The 17,353-nt window shown below is 67.7% G+C and carries 10 protein-coding genes; 2 read left to right on the forward strand and 8 right to left on the reverse strand.

Features of this window, described 5'->3' with window-relative positions; all coding sequences use genetic code 11:
* Window positions 1-28: 28 nt before the first annotated feature.
* From V1318_RS08340 to V1318_RS08375, 8 genes are all read right to left on the reverse strand, one after another.
* The gene (locus tag V1318_RS08340; protein WP_332939183.1) at window positions 29-2,305 is read right to left on the reverse strand and encodes a TonB-dependent receptor; all 2,277 of its coding nucleotides are present in this window, start codon (window positions 2,303-2,305) and stop codon (window positions 29-31) included.
* A 281-nt stretch (window positions 2,306-2,586) separates the two neighbouring features.
* A complete protein-coding gene (locus tag V1318_RS08345; RefSeq protein WP_332939184.1) occupies window positions 2,587-3,471 on the reverse strand; it encodes a LysR family transcriptional regulator in 885 nt (294 codons plus the stop codon).
* A 59-nt stretch (window positions 3,472-3,530) separates the two neighbouring features.
* Window positions 3,531-6,002, reverse strand: a complete 2,472-nt coding sequence (locus V1318_RS08350) for a sodium:solute symporter (protein WP_332939185.1) — start codon at window positions 6,000-6,002, stop codon at window positions 3,531-3,533.
* An 11-nt stretch (window positions 6,003-6,013) separates the two neighbouring features.
* Entirely contained in the window at window positions 6,014-6,862 is an 849-nt protein-coding gene (locus V1318_RS08355; RefSeq protein WP_332939186.1) for a CoA ester lyase, read from the reverse strand.
* Window positions 6,863-7,175: 313 nt separating this feature from the next.
* Window positions 7,176-8,756, reverse strand: a complete 1,581-nt coding sequence (locus V1318_RS08360; protein WP_332939187.1) for a serine hydrolase — start codon at window positions 8,754-8,756, stop codon at window positions 7,176-7,178.
* Entirely contained in the window at window positions 8,753-10,006 is a 1,254-nt protein-coding gene (lysA, locus tag V1318_RS08365) for a diaminopimelate decarboxylase (RefSeq protein ID WP_332939188.1), read from the reverse strand. The genes V1318_RS08360 and lysA overlap by 4 nt, the downstream gene beginning before the upstream one ends.
* Window positions 10,007-10,101: 95 nt before the next feature.
* Entirely contained in the window at window positions 10,102-13,083 is a 2,982-nt protein-coding gene (locus tag V1318_RS08370) for a TonB-dependent receptor (protein WP_332939189.1), read from the reverse strand.
* Between the two features lie 42 nt (window positions 13,084-13,125).
* Window positions 13,126-14,583 (reverse strand): transglutaminase-like domain-containing protein, encoded by a 1,458-nt coding sequence (locus V1318_RS08375; protein WP_332939191.1) that lies wholly within the window; start codon window positions 14,581-14,583, stop codon window positions 13,126-13,128.
* A 203-nt stretch (window positions 14,584-14,786) separates the two neighbouring features.
* Between V1318_RS08375 and V1318_RS08380 the strand changes: the two genes are divergently transcribed.
* Together V1318_RS08380 and V1318_RS08385 are read left to right on the forward strand one after the other, a co-directional pair.
* Window positions 14,787-15,944: a DUF819 family protein gene (locus tag V1318_RS08380; RefSeq protein ID WP_332939192.1), complete on the forward strand. Its 1,158-nt coding sequence runs from the start codon at window positions 14,787-14,789 to the stop codon at window positions 15,942-15,944.
* Between the two features lie 4 nt (window positions 15,945-15,948).
* The gene (locus tag V1318_RS08385) at window positions 15,949-17,352 is read left to right on the forward strand and encodes an SH3 domain-containing protein (RefSeq protein WP_332939193.1); all 1,404 of its coding nucleotides are present in this window, start codon (window positions 15,949-15,951) and stop codon (window positions 17,350-17,352) included.
* The last annotated feature ends 1 nt before the right edge of the window (window position 17,353 follow it).

The following is a 17,353-nucleotide window of genomic DNA, read 5'->3' on the forward strand; positions in this document are numbered from 1 at the left end:
TTCGGGAGTTACGCGCCACTTCTTATATTCAGAACTTGATGGTGTGGGTGAGCGAAACCATGCGGCCGCGGCCGGCCCAGTAGTTCTGGAAGCCGCCCGGCGGCTGCGACCAGCTCAGGATGTACTGCTTGTCGAGCAGGTTCTCGATGCCGAGCGAGAACCGGCCCCAACGTTCGGTCTCGTAGTTCATGCCCAGGTCGAACAGGGTGTAGCCGTGGGTCTCTTCGGTGAAGCTGAAGCGCTGACCGTCGAAGGCGCGCACGTCGGTGCCCGACAGCTTGCGCGAGAACAGCGTGGTCGCGCCCAGGGTGATGTCGCCGCGCGGCACGAAGTTCCAGGTCACCGACCAGGCGAACTTGTCGGGGTTGATGTCGAGCACGCCCATGGGCCGGTTCAGACCGCCCGCCGGATAACGCCCGGCCGCATCGGCCGACCAGAACGAGGTCTTGCCGCGGGTGTGCGAATAGACCGCGCTGAACTTCCACTTCTCCGAGAAGCGATAGTCGCCGGCCAGTTCGTAGCCCTTGATCCGCACCGGCGCGCGCAGCAGCACGAAATCGTTGGTGACCGGATCGATCGACAGCGACTGGCCGAAGTCGGACTTGGAATCGTAGTGCGAGGCGCTGAGCGAGCCGCGGCTGCCGCGCCAGTTGAAGCCGAACTCGGTGTTGTCGACCACGATGGCGTTCAGATCCAGCAGGTCGGCGACGCTGATCTGCGGATCGTTCGGGCAGCCGTCGGGCTGGGTGCCGTCCGGGCTGTCGTTGGAGCACTGGATATTGCGCAGCGGGATGCCGACGTTGGCCAGGGTGAAGCCTTCGCCGTAGGAGCCGAACACCGAGAAGCCTTCGTTGATGCGCCAGACCACGCCGGCGTTGACCAGGTTTTCCTGGTAGTCGAGGGTGCCGCCGCGCACGAAGCGGCGGTCGCGGAACCAGGTGGTGGTGTAGTCGTCCACGTGCAGCTCGCCGTCTTCGCGACGGATGCCGCCGCTGAAGGTCAGCGGGCCCACGTCCCAGGACAGCTGCAGCCACGGCGCCCGGCTCTTGTATTCCATCGGCGGCACCCAGACCCGGTTGGTCAGGGCCAGGCGCTGCTCGGCGGTGTCCTCGACCAGGTCCAGGCCGGCGCGCAACTCCAAGCCATCGATCGAGAACAGCGAGGGCCGGGTCCAGGACGTACGCAGGCCCTTCTTGTCGGTCAGGATTTCGGACTGGTCGTAGATCGTGCCGATAGGCGCGATCAGCGGGTCCTGGCGGTCGGAGGAATTCTCGACCAGGTAACGCATCGCCTGGTCGGCCATATAGGCGTTGACCACCAGGGTGCCGCCGCCCAGATCGAAGTGGCTGTAGGTCAGCTGGTACTGCTTGAAGTCGTTGAACGCGGCCTTGGAACCGAAGATCTGCCCGCGCTCGGAGGTGTTGGTGCGGGTCTCGCCGCAGATCGCGAACTCTTCCGGCCGGCAGCCCAGCACCTGGATGTAGTTGGCCTTGCCCTCGATCTTGAAGTGGCTGACCGAGCCCTCGATGCGTTGGGTGCCGTCGGCGCCGAAGTTGTAGCCGGCCTTGAGGAACAGGTTGCGCGCCTCGGAATCGGCGACCGAGCCGCTGGTGTTCATGCCGACGCGGCGGCCGTCGGCGTCGTAGCTGATGCCGCGGTCGATGATGGACGCGCTGGCCAGCATGTCGAAGTCGCCGTCCTTGCGGGCGAAGTTCAGGCCGAGCTTCCAGCCGTCGCTGTCGTCGCCGAACTGGGTGGAGTAGCGCGAGATCAGGGTGACCTCGTTGCCTTCCTTGGTCGGCGCCGCCGACAGGTAGTTGATGATGCCGCCCGCCGCGCCGATGCCCTCCGAAGCCGAGGGGCCGTTGATGACCTCGATGCGGCCGACGATGCCCATGTCGGTGAAGGTGGCGTTGCGCGTGCCCTCGCGCAGCGGCGAGCCCTGCGGCACGCCGTCGAACAGGCGCAGCGCGACGCGGCCGCGCAGGTTCTCGCCGGTGTTGCTCATCGCCTGCGAGGATTCGGCGTAGCCGGGCACCGAGCGCGCCAGCACCGCGGTGGCGTCCTCGGTCAGGACCAGGCTGCGCTGCACTTCTTCCTTCGACACCAGGGTGATCGCGCCCGGGATCTTGTCGACCGCCTTCGGGCTGCGCGTGCCGGTGACGACCACGTTGTCCAGGTCGACCGCGGACTTGTCCTGGGTTTCGCTGTCTACGGCCGCTTCGGCGTCCTGCGCGCGGGCTTGGCCGGAAATGACGGAGAGCAGCAGGATGCTGCTGATCGCGGCGCTGAGTGGCTTGACCATGTCGTATCTCAATGATGGATTCGGATGGCGGATGGCGCCGTCGCGGCGCTGTCCGTGATCGATGCTGCGTGGAACCGCGCTGGCCGCGCTACGCTCTGGCGACGCCCCCCGACGCCCCGGCAGTCCGTTGTATTTCAAGCGAGCGTATGCGTTCGGCGACGGGCATAGAACCGCCGCCGGCTATGTTCAGAGACTAGGTTTTGTTGCTTGAGTGCGCAGGAAAAATGTCGCGCCGCAACAATTGTTCGTAACAAGCGCGCGGGACGCCTGCGGCCCCGGGCTCAGCGCTGCTGCGCCGTCTGCATGGCCTTGCGGCTTTCCTGCAGGAACACCGTCACCAGCCGCACGCGCACGCTGGAACGCGACCAGACGATGCCGATCCGGCGCGTGGCCGAGGCGTCGGGCAGCGGGATGCGCGCCAGCTTGAGACCTTCCGGCCAGGGCTTGGCCCAGTCCGGGACCAGCGACACGCCCAGGCCGCGGTCGACCATCACCGCGATCGCGTTGAGCGCATTGAGCTCGAAACGCTCGCGCGGCACGATGTTGGCCGCGCGCAGGTATTCGTCGGCCTGGCGCCCGCCCCACTGGTGGCGGTCGTAGCGGATCAGCGGCTGGGTCGCCAGCAGCTCGTGCGGGTCGCGCTCGGCCATGCTCTGCGGCGCCAGCACGATCAGCGGCTCCTCGCGCAGCAGCTGCCATTCGCAGGTCTTGGGCAGCGGGAATGGCGCCTGCAGCACCACCGCCGCGTCCAGGTCGCCCTTCTCCACCGCGTGGTAGAGATCGGCCGAATAGCCCGGCTTGATGAAGACGTTGATCTGCGGAAAGGTCTCGACCATGCGCGCCAGCACGTCGGGCAGCATGCCGGCCAGCGCGGTCGGGCAGGCGCCCAGGCGCAGCTCACCCGACACCCCGCTCTCGTTGGCCACGCTGCGCAGGTCGGCGACGCTGCGCAACAATTCCCGCGTGCGCGACAGGATCCGCGAGCCCTCCTCGGTCACGCTGACGGTGCGGCCGACGCGCGCGATCAAGGGCGCGCCGATCTCGCGTTCCAGGGTGCGGATCTGCTGGGCGACCGCGGCCGGGGTGATCCCGAGCACGCGCGCCGCCGCGGCCATGGAACCCTGGTCGACGACGGTCACGAAAGTGTTGAGGAACTGGGTTTCCACGGCGGCTCGCTGCTGCTGTCCGGCAGGCTACACGAGGCCCCGCGCGGGCGCGAGTGCGCTCAGGACCGCGACGCCTCGGCTTCGGCCGCCGCCGCTGCCGCCGCGGCAGCCGCCTGCTTGCGCCCGTAGATCGTCAGCCCCTCCAGCGAACGCGTCGGCGCCGGGAACATCAGGCTGGCCAGGTAGCCGATCACGATGCACAACAGGATCGAGATCGCCAGGTAGAAGTACGGGTGGACCATGTCGAACGACCAGACCACCAGGGTCAGCACGATGCTGGCGCCGATGCCGATCGCCACGCCGGGCGAGTTGGCGCGGCGGGTGAACATGCCCAGGGTATAGGCGCCGGCGAAACCGCCGCCGAGCAGGCCGGCCAGCTCGATCGAGACGTCGAACAGCGAATGGATGTCGAAGCGCGACAGCACCAGCGCCGTGCCGATGCCGACCAGGCCCACCACCACCGTCATCATCTCGGCGAAGAACACGCTCTGCTTGGGCGTGCGGTTCTTGGCCAGCTTCTCGTAGAAGTCCACCGAGATCAGGGTCGCCACCGAATTCATGATGCCCGACAGGGTGGCCATGGCCGCGGCGAAGATGCCGGCGATGATCAGCCCGGTCACGCCCACCGGCAGTTCGGCGGCGATGAACATCGGGAAGGTGGCGTCGATCGGCAGCAGCGGATTCATCCGCTCCGGGTTGGCCTTGTAGTAGACGAACAGGGCGGTGCCGATGGTGTAGAAGACGATGCCGCCGGGGATCATGATCGCCGCGAAGGCCCAGATCGAACGCCCGGCTTCGCGGTCGGACTTGGTCGACAGGGTGCGCTGCATCAGCACCTGGTCCTTGGGGAAGGTCAGCACCACCTCGAACAGGACCAGGAAGATGAAGCCCCAGACCGTGGCCTTGGTCAGGTCGAAGCTGAAGTCGAAGGTGTGCATCTTGTTCTCGGCCATCGCCGCCGACCAGAACTCGCCGAAGCCGCCGCGCAGGCTCCAGATCATGAAGCCGATGGCGAAGATCGCGCCGCCCATCTTCACGATCACCTGCACGAAATCGGTCCAGATCACCGCCTTCATGCCGCCCATCGCGGTGTAGACGATGGTGAAGCCGCCCATCAGGATCACGCTCCAGAACACGCTGATGCCGGTGATGGTGGCGATCGCCAGCGCCGGCAGGAACAGGATCACGCTCATGCGGCTGCCGATCTGCACGAACACGCACAAGGCGCTGGCCAGCATGCGGATCGAGGGGTGGAAGCGCGTCTCCAGGTAGGAGAACACCGACATCAGGTCCAGGCGCCGCAGCAGCGGCACGATCCACACCGCCACGAACATCAGGCCGAACACCGCGATCACGTTGTTGGCCATGTACTGCCAATTGGTCTCGAAGGCCTTGGCCGGGATCGCGATGAAACTGATCGAGCTGGTGTTGGCCGCGTACAGGCTGATGCCTGCGGCCCAGAACGGAATGGTGCGGTTGCCGACGAAGAAGTTGGCGGTGGAGCCGCGCTTCTCGCGCAGGTAGAAATACAGGCCGATGCCGATCATGCCGGCCAGGTAGACCACGATCACGAGCCAGTCCAGCCAGTGCAGGCGCAGCTTGCTGGACTGCACCTGGGCCGTGGCGAAGGCGATGCCGCCGCCGTCGGCGCCGGCCTGGGCCCAGACCAGGCCGTCGGGCCAGGCCGCCGTGGCGATGCTGGCGCCGGCCTGCGCGCCGGGCAGGGTCGCCCAGCTGGCGGTGATGGTCTGATAGGTCGCGAACTTGGCGGCGGCGCCCTCTTCCAGCAGATACAGAATATGGGCCTGGCCGATCGCGCGGCCGGAGCCGGCGACGACCCGGCCGGGCGCGCGGCTGGGCTCGGTCCAGCCCTGCTCCGACGACCAGCGCAGCACGCGATCGCCGCCGTCGTCGGCCGGCACCACCGCGAACAAGGCCTTGGTCTGCGCAACCAGCGAACGGGCGGCGCCACCGCCGGGCCATGGCGTCAGCGTCGCCCAATGCGGGCGCTCGTCCTCGAAGCGCAGTTGCAGCAGCCGTGTAGCGCCGTCGCCGGCCGTGCCGGCGATATAGAACGCGTCCGCCGACAGCGCGCCGCGCGCGTCGCCCAGCGCGACCGGCAATGCGGCCAGGGGCTGCAGCGCGATCGCGCCGCCGCTCAGGCTCAGCTGCGCGACCCCCGTCGCGACACCCGGTTCGCCCTGCCCCAGCAGCAGATAGGCGCGCTCGCCGTCCTGCACCAGCGATACGACCTCGGACGGATTCGCGTGTTCCGGCCAGCGCAAGGGCGTCCAGGCGCGAGCGCCCTCCTCCAGCGACCAGGCGCCGTCGCGCACGATCGCGACCGCGCGGCCCTGCACGCGGGCGATGCCGACCAGCGGCGACTGCGTCGCCAGGCTGGGCAAGCGCTCGGAATGCATCGGCGTCAGGGCTTCGGCATGCAGCGGGCCGACCACGGCCAGCAGCAACGACATCAGCAGCCCGCGCCACCACCCTCCGGCCGCGAACGCGGACGATCCCGATCGATGCATCGATTGCGCGCTCATTGACGCCCCTTCGCAGCCAGCAGCGCCTGCGCACGTTTCAGGAAAGGCAGATCGATCATACGGCCGTCGACCACGAACACGCCGCGCTCCGGCGCCTGCGCCGCCGCATCGACGATACGCTGCGCCGCCGCCAACTCCGCCTCGGTGGCGGCGAAGGCGGCGTTGGCCAGCGCGATCTGGCGCGGATGCACGCAGGTCTTGCCGAGAAAGCCCAGGCGCCGCGCCATCGCGGCCTCGGCGCGATAGCCCTCGTCGTCCTGCAGATCCGCATAGGCGCCGTCCAGGGCGAACACCCCCGCCTGCGCCGCGGCCATGCGCAGGGCGAACATCGCCGCATGCACGTTGGCGCGGTCGCGCCGGTCCACGCCTTCAGGCTCGAACAGATCGCCCAGCCCCAACTGCAGCCCGGCCACGCGCGGATGCGCGGCGGCGATCTGCGCCGCGGCGGCGAGCGCGCGCGGGGTTTCGATATTGATCAGCAGGCCGATCGGCCGTTCGACGCCGTTGCCGGCCTCGGCCGCTTCCACCCCGGCCACCGCCGCGCGCACGGCCTCGGCCGATTCGATCTTGGGCAGGTTCAGCAGGTCCACGCCCGGCCGCGCCACCGCGGCCAGGTCGGCCGCGAACCAGGGTGAGTCCGGCGCGTTGACGCGCACGATCGCCAGCTTGGCGCTGGCCGCGAGCGCATCGGAGCCGACGAACTCGGCCACCGCCACCCGCGCGGCGTCCTTGCGTTCGGCGGCGACGGCGTCTTCCAGGTCGAAGGACAGGGCATCGGCCTCGCCGGCCAGGGCCTTGGCGAACAGCTCAGGCCGCGTTCCGGGCACGAACAGTTTGCTACGCATGGAACGGCCGAACCTGGGTCGTCTGGGTCGTGGTCGTCGGAGTCATGGCCGGCAGTGTGCGCCAAGGCAAAGATAGCGAGCGCACAGGCCAGGCATGTTCAAACGATAGCTTTTGTTTCGAATTCGGCCGAACGGCGGGCGCCGGGACGCAGCCGTTGTACAACCCAGTGCCGTGCGCCACATGGTCGGTACGGACGCCTTCGGAGAACGGCAGCTCGACCGAGCGGAGCCGGTTTGATCGCTTGGCCCGGGATCGCGCTGGCGCTTCAAGAGCGGGATAACGCTACGGCAATGCCAACCCCGCGGCCCCGTCCTACTTTCGGTCGGTGTCCGCGCACCGACCCGCGCGCACGAAGGCCAGGTCCTCATAGTCGTAGCTGAAATCGGCCTCGGGATCGACCTTCGCCAGGGTCAGGCCGGCCGCGCCCAGGGCCGCGTCGGCCGCGAACGTCAGCCAGGCCTCGGCGTCGACGCTGGCTTCGTCCCAGTCGACCAGCCAGCGTTCGCCGACGCGCTGCACGGTGCCGCTGAGCATCGGCGACTTCTGCGAGACGAAGCGCACGCGGCCGTCACGGGCGCAGAGCGCGACCTCGCCGAACCAGGGGTCGCGATAGCGGCCCAGCCAGTTCCGCAGGGCCTGGACTTCGGCCGGGCGTCGCGCCGAGGTGTCGGGCGCGCGTCGCGCGGCGGGCGTGGCGGCGCGCTCTCGTTCCAACGCCTGCGCGTAGTGGGCGACGTCGCGCCGCTGCTCGGGCGCGGTGTAATGTTTGACCAGCACCTGGTTCAACACCGTGCGTGCTTCCTCGGCTTCGCCGTTGATCAGGATCACGAAGCCGACGTCGCGCTCGGGCAGCATCGTCACCACCGAGTACATGCCCATCAGGGTGCCGGTGTGCGAGACCTTGAAGCGGCCGTCGACGTCGGACAGACGCCAGCCGTAGCCGTAGGCGCTGTAGCGGCTGCCGTCCCAATCGCGCTGACGCTGCGACACCGGCATCGGCATTTGCGGCGCCCACAGCGCACGCCGCTGCTCGGCCGACAACCAGGGCGTGGCGGAGGGCTCGGGGCGCAACCAGCTGCGGACCCAGACCAGCATGTCGTCCAAGCTGCAGCGCACGCCGCCGGCCGCGGCCATGGTGGTGTTGGCGATCACGGCGCCGTCTTGGCGCACCGGCAGATTGCGCTCGCCTTCGCGCCGGTGCGGCTGGGCGACGCTGCCGACGCTGTCGCGGCGCCATTCGCCGATCCGGCAGCCTTGCAAACCCAGGGGCTGGAACACCTCGCGGCGCAGCAGGGTTTCGTAGGGCGCGCCGCCCGCCGCCGCGGCGACTTCGCCGGCGACGATGTACATCAGGTTGTCGTAGTCGTAGCGCGAGCGGAAGCTGTGCACGGGCTTGAGGTAGCGCAGGCCGTGGATCACGTCGGCGCGACTGAAGCGGTTCGGCTCCGGCCACAGCATCAGGTCGCCGGCGCCCGCGCGCAGGCCGCTGTCGTGGATCAGCAGGTCGCGTACCTGCATCTCGCGCGTGACCCAGTCGTCGTACATGCGGAACTGCGGCAGGTGCTTGATCACCGGGTCGTCCCAGCGCAGCTTGCCGGCATCGACCAGGCGCGCCAGCAAGGCGGTGGTCATGGACTTGCTGTTGGAGGCGATCTTGAGCAGGGTCTGCGGCGTGACCGGCTCGCCGCCGCCCGCCACCAGCTCGCCGACTCCGCGCCGGTATACGACCTCGCCGTTCTCGACCACGCCGATGGCGAGCCCGGGCAGGCGGTAGCGTTGGACCACCTCGTCGACGATGGCGTCCATCGCGGCTTGCGGCTGCGGCGCCTGCTGCGCGAGCGCGGGCGCCGCGCAGCCGAGCGCGGCGAACAGGATCAACCAGGGACGCTTCATGCGGTCAGCCACTCCTGCGCCGGGCGTTCGTCGGCGATCATCGCATCGAAGTCCTGGCGGCGCCGCACCAGCGCGTAACGGCCGCGGTCCAACAAGACCTCGGCGGCCAGCGGCCGCGAGTTGTAGGTCGAGGCCATCGAGGCCCCGTAGGCGCCGGCGCCGGCGATCGCGATCAGGTCGCCCGCGCGGCAAGCCGGCATCCGCCGCTGCAGCGCGAAGGTGTCGCCGGTTTCGCAGACCGGGCCGACCACGTCGTAGGCGACCGTCTGCGCATCGCGCCCATGCAGGGGCAGGATGTCGTGCCAGGCGTCGTACAGGGCCGGGCGCTGCAGATCGTTCATCGCCGCGTCGACGATCAGGAAGTCGCGCGCCTGGCCGGGTTTGACCCGGATCACCCGGGTCAACAGCAGCCCGGCCTCGGCGACCAGGTAACGGCCGGGTTCCAGGATCAGGCGGCCGGCGAATCCGGCGAAGGTCTCGCGCAGCATCGCCGCATACTCGTCCGCGGTCAGCGGTGGGTCCTGGTCCTGCCGGTAGCGCACGCCCAGGCCGCCGCCGACATCGATGCAGCTCAGCGCGTGGCCCTGGCCGGCCAACTCCCGCGCGAACGCGGCCACGCGCTGCAAGGCCAGGCGGATCGGCGCCAGCTGCAGGATCTGCGAACCGATATGCGCATGCAGGCCGTCGAGGCGGACGTTGGGATAAAGGGCGGCCTCGGCAAACCAGCGCCGCGCCTCGCCTATGGACACGCCGAACTTGTTCTCCGACTTGCCGGTCGAAATCTTGGCGTGCGTGCCCGCATCCACGTCCGGATTGACGCGGACCGACGCCTGCGCGACGACGCCCTGCCCGGCCGCGACGCGCTGCAGGGTCTGCAGTTCGTCCTGGGATTCGACATTGAAGCGCCAGACGCCCGCCGCCAGCGCCTCCGCCATTTCGCCGGCGGTCTTGCCCACGCCCGAGAACACGACGGCCTGCGGCGGAATTCCAGCCCGCAACGCGCGTCTGAGTTCGCCGACCGACACGATGTCGGCGCCGACGCCCTGCCCGGCCATCAACTGCAGTATCGCCAGATTCGAATTGGCCTTGACCGCGTAGCAGATGCGCGCGTCCAGCCCCTGCAACGCGTCTTGCAGGCTTTGCACGCGTTCACGGATCGCGTTGGCGGAGTAGACGTAACAGGGGGTGCCGACCTGCTCGGCTAGGGCGTGCAGGTCGACGCCGTCGAGACAAGACGTAACTTCGGTCATCAAGCATCCGAGTGGGCAACGCGAGACAGGTTCGCCGTCATGCGAAACGGAAAAGGCCGGCGAACCGCAAGCCACGGCTCGCCGGCAAGGGGTTTCTAGAAGTTGACGGAAACGGTCAACTGAGCATGACGCGGCTCCTGGAAGCTGCTCCCAAGACCGAAGCGTTCATTCGGGGTACCGATGCTGTCTTGCGGCTCCAGGTCCTGGTCGACCGCCAGCTCGCGCTGCTGGTTGAACAGGTTGTAGACGGCAAACTTAACCTTCAGATCTGCACGCCCCAGCTTGGCCTGATAGGTCACGCTGGCGCCGAGGTCATAGGTCCAATCGGTACGTCCGTAGCCTCCGCGCGGAGACAAGACGTAAACGCGCTGCGACGGGACGGTGGACGTGCAGTTTTGCACGCAGATGTAGTAACTGTGGAAGTCAGTCTCGTCGAACGGATTGCCTGCGCCGAAACCGGTTATCGGCGAACCCGACTTGACGTCCAGCGTCGCGCCGAACAACCAATGATCGCCGACTGCATAGGCGCCGCGCAGCTTCAACTGGTGGCGACGATCATTCGCAAGATAGCCGTAACCGTTGTAGTTCACCCACGGATTATCGAAGTTCTCGGTGCGTCCACTGTCCGCGAAATCGGTATCCGAATTCACCGGCCCTTCGGCATTGCCTTCGCTCTTCGAATAAGTGTAAGACGCGTTAAACGCCCACCTACCGTCCCAGGCGCGATCCAACTGCAACTCGATCGCCTTATAGGTGCGGCGCGGCTTCACCCAGCCGGTCTGCCCGACGTAGTTGCCGGCGTCGTCGTATAGGGCCCAGCCCTCGCGGGAGGTGTCGATATCGATCCAGCCGTCGTTACTGCCGTCGCAGTCGGTATCGCCCCAAACCGTGTTGACTCGGCCAGGGTTGCCCATGATCCAGACACTGTCGACCTCACCGCAACGCCCAGTCGCCGTGATGTTCATGTCGTCGATGGCATCGTGCAGCTTGCGATAGGTGCCGGTGATTCCCCACGACCAATGGTCGCCGAACATCTGCTGGAATCCGAGTATGGCTTCGTCCTGGTAGACCGGTTCCATGTCGCGATTCACTTCAGCCCGCAGGTCCGGCACGGTGCCGTCGCCCTGCGAGTTGTCGACCGGTCCGATCTGACCGCCGAGGATGGGCGTGTTCTGCGGCCCCGCTCCATAGCCCAGGAACTCGTACCAGGTCCGTTCGTCGAGGAAGCCGCCGGCCTGCTTGATGTTGATCACGTTGGCCACGGGCAGGAAATAGCGGCCGATGTTGCCGAACAACTTGGTGGTGCCGTCTCCCTTCATATCCCAAGAGAAACCGAAGCGCGGCGCGAGCATATCGTCGATCTTGATATAACTCTTGCCGTCTCCGCCCATATTGTCGAACGCCTCCAGACGCACGCCCAGGTTCAGCAGCAGGTTCGGCGTGACCGACCAATTGTCTTCCAGGTAGTAGGCTGAATTGATGGTTTCGAAACTGCCGTCGACTTCAAGCCGTCTCGTGCGAACGACGAGGCCGCTGGCCGGAACGACGCCGCCGTTGAGCGGCGCGCCCGGATTTCGATAGTAGACGTCGTATCGGTAGCCGCTGGGTCCGGGGTAGTAGCGTTGGTAATCCGACGTGTTCTCCTCATGGTCCAAGCCGAAGCGAAACAAATGGTCGCCGAGTTGCCACTCGAAGTCGGCGCGCGCAGCCTTTCGATTGTCGATCGCATTCTCGATCAACGAGCTGGACGTACAGCCGCGATCTCCCTGCAGATTTACTGGAACACCTTGGCTAGCCGTACGATTCTCGACCACCCGGTTACAGGTGATGTCGTTGAGGCTACTTTGGGCGCGTTCTCGTTCATTCTCGCCGTACAGCAGCTTCATTGAGAAGGAGTCCGACAAGTAGCCGGAGTACGACAGGGCCCAGTTGGTTCCGCCCGTGTCGTTATATATCTGATTGGTGCGCTGCCCCCTGGTCTTCGTGTCGAAGTCGTATCCGAAGACGTCGGTGGTCGTACGATTCTTGTCCGAGAAGCCGAATAGCGACAGTAGGTGGTTGTCGTTGATCTGCCAGTCCAACTTGCCACCCCAGAACGGGTCAGTGGCTTTTCCCATGTTGTAGACGGTTCCGGCGTCGTTGGTGTTGCGTGGCGCGTAGTCGCGTGCCTCGTACATACCGAAGAAGAACAGTCGATCCTTGATCAGCGCGCCGGACGCAAAAGCATTGAGCGTGGTACGGGAGTAATCGTCCTGACTCGCGGTCAGATAGCGCGTACCGCTGCGGTCGACCCGGTCCTTAGCCGCGGACTGCCAGGCGCGCGGTTCGAAGTTCAGCTCGGCGCCGGCATGGAAGTCATTGCTACCCGAGCGCGTGACCGCATTGATCACGCCGCCCGTGCTGCGCCCGAACTCGACCGAATAGCCACCAGTCTTGACCTGGAACTCCCGATAGAAATTGAACGGCACCGAGGAGAAGCCGACACGGTTGTAGAAGTCGGTGACGTTGAGGCCGTTGATGTAGACCGTGTTCTCGGCGATCGACGATCCACCGAAAGACAGGCCCTGCCCACCCAGCGAGCCCTTGCCCTTAACCACGCCCGGCGCCAGCAGCGCCACCGAGACCACGTCGCGTTGCACCGGCAACACGTCGATCTGCTCGCGGGTGATGTTGGTCGCGATCTCAGTCGAGCTGACATCCACCGGACTGATCCCGCGCGTCCCCACCACCTGTACCGCCGCCAGATCGGTCGCAGCCTGCGAGCCGACATTGACGTTGGTGGTGGTGCCAAGCGACACCGTCACCGGCGTGGGCTCGCTCGCCGCCCCATCGACACTGGTCTGCAAGGTGTACTGCCCCACCGGCAAGAACGGAAAGCGGTAGTTGCCCTGCTCGTCGGCCTTGACCGTGCGGGTGAAGCCGGTGTCCGGGCTGCGGATCGTGACCTCGGCGCCTGGCGTGGTGCGGCCGGCCAGCGAGCCGTCGTTGTTGGCCGCCAGCGCGCCCATGGACATCGAACCGAAGCAGAGCCCCATCGCGATGCAGAGCGCGGTCTTCCTCATCGTTGTTGCGCGCATGTTTCCGTTTCCCCTAGAGCATGGCCATGTGGTGAGCTGCCGCTACGGCGCGTGGCCGGTCGTCGGCAGTACTTGTGCTTTGAAGCGGTAATCCCACTGGTCGAAGTAGAGGTTGCCCCCCGCCCACTCCACTTCGCCGCGCTGCGAATCCACGGTTTCCGAACGGAAATGCCGTTTCGCCGGGACCAGATCGGTCCCGTAGTCGTCGTTGAACGCGATGCGGTAGGCATCGAGTCCGCCGAAGTAGAACCACTCCACGCCGGGATCCTTGGCGTCCTGGAACCGCCCCGTGGTGACGTCCATCGGGACCCAACCGTAGGGCGCCAGGTACAGCCAGCCCCAGTCGTGCAGGTTGTCGTAATCGCCGTCGGAATAGACCATGCCCGACTGCCAACGCGCGGGAATGCCGTTCAAGCGCAGCAGGGCCATCAGCAGCAGGGTCTGCTGGCCGCAGTCGGCATGGCCGGCGTGCAGGGCGTAGTCGCTGATGTTGGACAGCGTGGAGTATTCGCGCGCGCCGGCCCAGGGAATGCGGTCGACCGCGGCGTAGAGCTTTTGCGCGATGCGCGCGGGATTGGTCTCGTCGCCGACGACCTCGCGCGAGTAGCGGCGCAGGGCCTCGGTGAAGACGATGTGCGGCGCGCGTTCGCCCAGGTAAGGCGCGAGTTCGGGACGATCGCCCAAGGCCTGTACTCGCTCCGGATCGATGCGATGCACCTGGCCGTAGACGGTGAGCTCGTAACTGATCGAGAAATGGGTCGGCTGCCCGGCCTTGGCGGCCTGTTCCAGATAGACCGTGCGTTGCTGGGCGGACTCCGGCGCGATCCGGTGCGCGGCGGGCGTGCTGTCGAGGAAGACCAGGTCTTCCTGTTGGCCCGGGCGCAGGCGCGGGTACGGGATCCAGGCGCGCAGCGTCTGGCCGGCCGGCACCGCGTCGGCCTTCACCACGATGGACTGGGTCACGCGCACGCGACGCGGGGCGACGCTGCTGTTGCCGCTCGCGCGCGCCTCGCGCAGCGCTTGCTCGTGGTAGGCGTTGGCCTGCTCCATCGGTCCGTTGCCGGGTGTGCGCGGCGGACGCCGGCGCGCATCGGCGGCGGGATCGACCAGGAACAGATTGGAGACGGCGCGGTTGAAGTAGTACGGCGTGCCGTCGATGTCCAGGTGTTCGAGCCGGTTGGAACGCTTCCAGGCCGCGAAGTCGTCGTCGCGCAGATCCGGAATCAGCTCGCCCAGTTTGCGTCGGGTTTCGGCTTCGCTTAGCGGAAAGTCCAGGCGGATGCGGCGCATGCGCTCGCGCTGGAATTGCAGCGCCGCGCGTTCGCCGGCGCTCACGCCCGGACGCGCCAAGGCCGAATCGATCGCCGCGTCGGCGTCGCGGAAACGGCCGGCGTCGACCAGGGCGACGATGTCGCGGGGGCCGCGGTCGTAGTCGGCGGCGGTCGCCGGCAGCGCGGACAGCAGGCCCGCCAGGCACAGTCCGCGCACGACCTGGCACATGGCGCGTGCCGGCGGCGTCGCCGAAGCTAGCGGAAGCACGGGAGTTTCCACGTCGCAGCCAGACCATCCGAGGACCCAGTCACGGCTGTGTAACATGGCCGGACGGGCTGGTCAATAATTTATTCTTGACAAATTCTCGTTGTGAAGTATGTATTCCCACTGAGCCGGTCGCGACCAGCGGCCGGCGCTAGCGAGGGGACGCGATGATCGAAACGGTCTGGCCTTATCTGGCGGTGGTGCTGCTGGCGGCCGGCCTGTTTCCGTCGCTGGAGCGGCGCTACCGCTGGCGCGTGTTCTCGGTGCTGCCGCCTATCGTGCTGACCTATCTGTTGGTGACCGCGCTGGCGGTGGCCGGCCTGTGGCAGAGCACGCAGCAGATCGCCGACGCCCAGCGCCAGCTCACCACGCAGTTGCTGCCGGCGCTGCTGTTCCTGCTGATGGTCGGCTGCGACCTGCGCGCGATCCTGGCGCTGGGCCCGCGCATGCTGGCGGTGTTCGCCTGCGCGATGGCCAGCATCCTGGCCGCGATCGTGCTGGCCTATCTGATCTTCCGCAACGCCCTGCCCGCCGACGGCTGGAAGATGCTGGCCGCGCTCAGCGCGACCTGGACCGGCGGCTCGGCCAACCTGGTCGCGGTCAAGCAATCGATCGGCCTGCCCGACAACCTGCTGCCGCCGGTGCTGCTGGCCGACGCGCTGTGCTACTCGGTGTGGGTGGTGCTGCTGTTCTCGGCGGTGCGTTTCGCGCCCGCGTTCAATCGCTGGACCCGCGCCGACGAACGCGCGCTGCCGCTCGCCGCCGCGCCGCCCGCGCACGGCGAAGCCAGTGCGGGCGGCGTGCTGCTGTGGCTGGGCATCGCCTTGCTGGTCGGCAACGGCGCGATGGCGCTGGCCGCCCTGCTGCCGGCCCAGGGTTTCCTGACCGTGACCGCCTGGACAGTGCTGATCGCGACGGTCGCCGGGCTGGTGCTCGCGCGCACGCCGCTGACCCGCTCGCCGGTGCCGGCGCCGCTGGCGGGCGCGCTGCTGGCCTGCCTGGTCGCGGTGCTGGCCTCGCAGAGCAATTTCGCCGGCATGTCGGCCGCGCCGCTGTTCGTGCTGGTCGGCTTCACCGTGCTGGTGCTGCACGTGGGCCTGTTCGCGCTGGCCGCGCGCGCGTTCCGCTTCGATCTGTACCTGTGCGGGATCTCCTCGCTGGCCCAGATCGGCGGCATGGCGACCGCGCCGGTGCTGGCGGCGACCTATTCGCGCGCGCTGGTGCCGGCGGCGGTGCTGTTGGCGATGCTGGGCCTGGTGCTGGGCACCGGCATCGGTTTGTTCATGGCCGGCGTGTTGTCCGGCCTTTCGCCCACGGGAGTCTGATCCGATGCGTCCGCTCCTCGTCCTGTTCGCCGCGGCCGGCCTGTTCGGCGCCGCGCTGCAGCCGCTCGCGGCGACGCCGCCGACCGCGCTGCCCATCCCCGCCCATGGCGTGATCGGCGTGGAGGAACGCCAATTGAATGCGGAATACTGGATCCAGCGACAGGCGCGCGCGGATCGCGTGGTGCTGGATGCGCAAGCGATCGCGGCGCAGAACGCGCGCTTGCGCGAACTCGACGCCTCGGTGCACGACTTGGAAAGCCTTCCGGCGACGGTCACGCGCGAACAGGTCCGCGCCTGGATCGCCTCGGTGTCGGAGCGGCCGGCACAGGCGCTGTACGACGAGCGCGGCCAGCCCATCGCCGCTGGCGTGCTCGACGGCCTGCAGGAGGCGCTGGATCTGGAGGCGATTCCCGCGCAACAGCCGCTGCGCTACGGCCTGATCGTGCAGCGTGCCGACCTGCGCGCGTTCCCGACCCCGCTGCGCGTGTTCAATTCGCCCGACGACCACGACATCGACCGCTTCCAGGAAAGCGGCCTGTTCCCCGGCGATCCGGTCGCCATAGTCCACGAGAGCCGCGACCGGCGTTGGTGGTTCGTGGTCAGCCCGCTGTACACGGCCTGGGTCGAGCAGCGCCATGTCGCCCAGGGCGAGGCCGCGGCGGTGTTCGGTTACGGCCGGCGCAGCCCCCAGCTGATCGTCACCGGCGCGACCGCGCGCACCGTGTACACGCCGGAGCGGCCGCAGCTGTCGCAGTTGCAGCTCGACATGGGCGTGCGCGTGCCGCTGCTGGCCGACTGGCCGCCGGACCGCCCGGTCAACGGCCAGCATCCCTATACCGCGCACGTGATCGAACTGCCGGTGCGCGGCGACGACGGCCGCCTGAGCTTCGCCCCGGCGCTGTTGCCCAAGAACCAGGACACCACTGAGCGCTACCTGCCGCTGACCAAGGCCAACCTGCTGCGCCAGGGCTTCAAGTTCCTGGGCGAGCGCTACGGTTGGGGCCACTCCTACAACGCGCGCGACTGCAGCGGCTTCGTCTCCGACGTCTATCGCAGTTTCGGCGTGAGCCTGCCGCGCAATACCCGCGACCAGGCGGTGAGCCCGGCGCTCAACCGCATCGCCTTCGGCGAGCAGGACGACCGCGCGGCGCGCATGAAGGCGGTGCGCGAGCTGCAGGTCGGCGACCTGATCTACATCCCCGGCCACGTGATGATGGCGATCGGCGAGCGCAACGGCGAGCCCTACGTGATCCACGACACCACCGGCATCAGCTACCGCGACGGCGAAGGCCGCGTGGCCCGTGCCCGCCTCAACGGGGTGTCGGTGTCGCCGTTGACTCCCTTGCTGTTCGACGAGGCCCACAGCTACGTCGACCGCATCACCAGCATCCAGCGCATCCGTCCCTGAG

The organism is Lysobacter sp. CCNWLW3, assembly GCF_036697405.1.
Taxonomy (GTDB): Bacteria; Pseudomonadota; Gammaproteobacteria; order Xanthomonadales; family Xanthomonadaceae; genus Lysobacter.

Bases quoted from the DNA above. Each gene is read 5' to 3' on its own strand.
- V1318_RS08360 (WP_332939187.1), bottom strand. From the start codon at position 8,756: ATGAAGCGTCCCTGGTTGATCCTGTTCGCCGCGCTCGGCTGCGCGGCG.
- V1318_RS08350 (WP_332939185.1), bottom strand. From the start codon at position 6,002: ATGCATCGATCGGGATCGTCCGCGTTCGCGGCCGGAGGGTGGTGGCGC.
- V1318_RS08355 (WP_332939186.1), bottom strand. From the start codon at position 6,862: ATGCGTAGCAAACTGTTCGTGCCCGGAACGCGGCCTGAGCTGTTCGCC.
- V1318_RS08385 (WP_332939193.1), top strand. From the start codon at position 15,949: ATGCGTCCGCTCCTCGTCCTGTTCGCCGCGGCCGGCCTGTTCGGCGCC.
- lysA (WP_332939188.1), bottom strand. From the start codon at position 10,006: ATGACCGAAGTTACGTCTTGTCTCGACGGCGTCGACCTGCACGCCCTA.
- V1318_RS08340 (WP_332939183.1), bottom strand. From the start codon at position 2,305: ATGGTCAAGCCACTCAGCGCCGCGATCAGCAGCATCCTGCTGCTCTCC.
- V1318_RS08380 (WP_332939192.1), top strand. From the start codon at position 14,787: ATGATCGAAACGGTCTGGCCTTATCTGGCGGTGGTGCTGCTGGCGGCC.
- V1318_RS08370 (WP_332939189.1), bottom strand. From the start codon at position 13,083: ATGCGCGCAACAACGATGAGGAAGACCGCGCTCTGCATCGCGATGGGG.
- V1318_RS08375 (WP_332939191.1), bottom strand. From the start codon at position 14,583: ATGTGCCAGGTCGTGCGCGGACTGTGCCTGGCGGGCCTGCTGTCCGCG.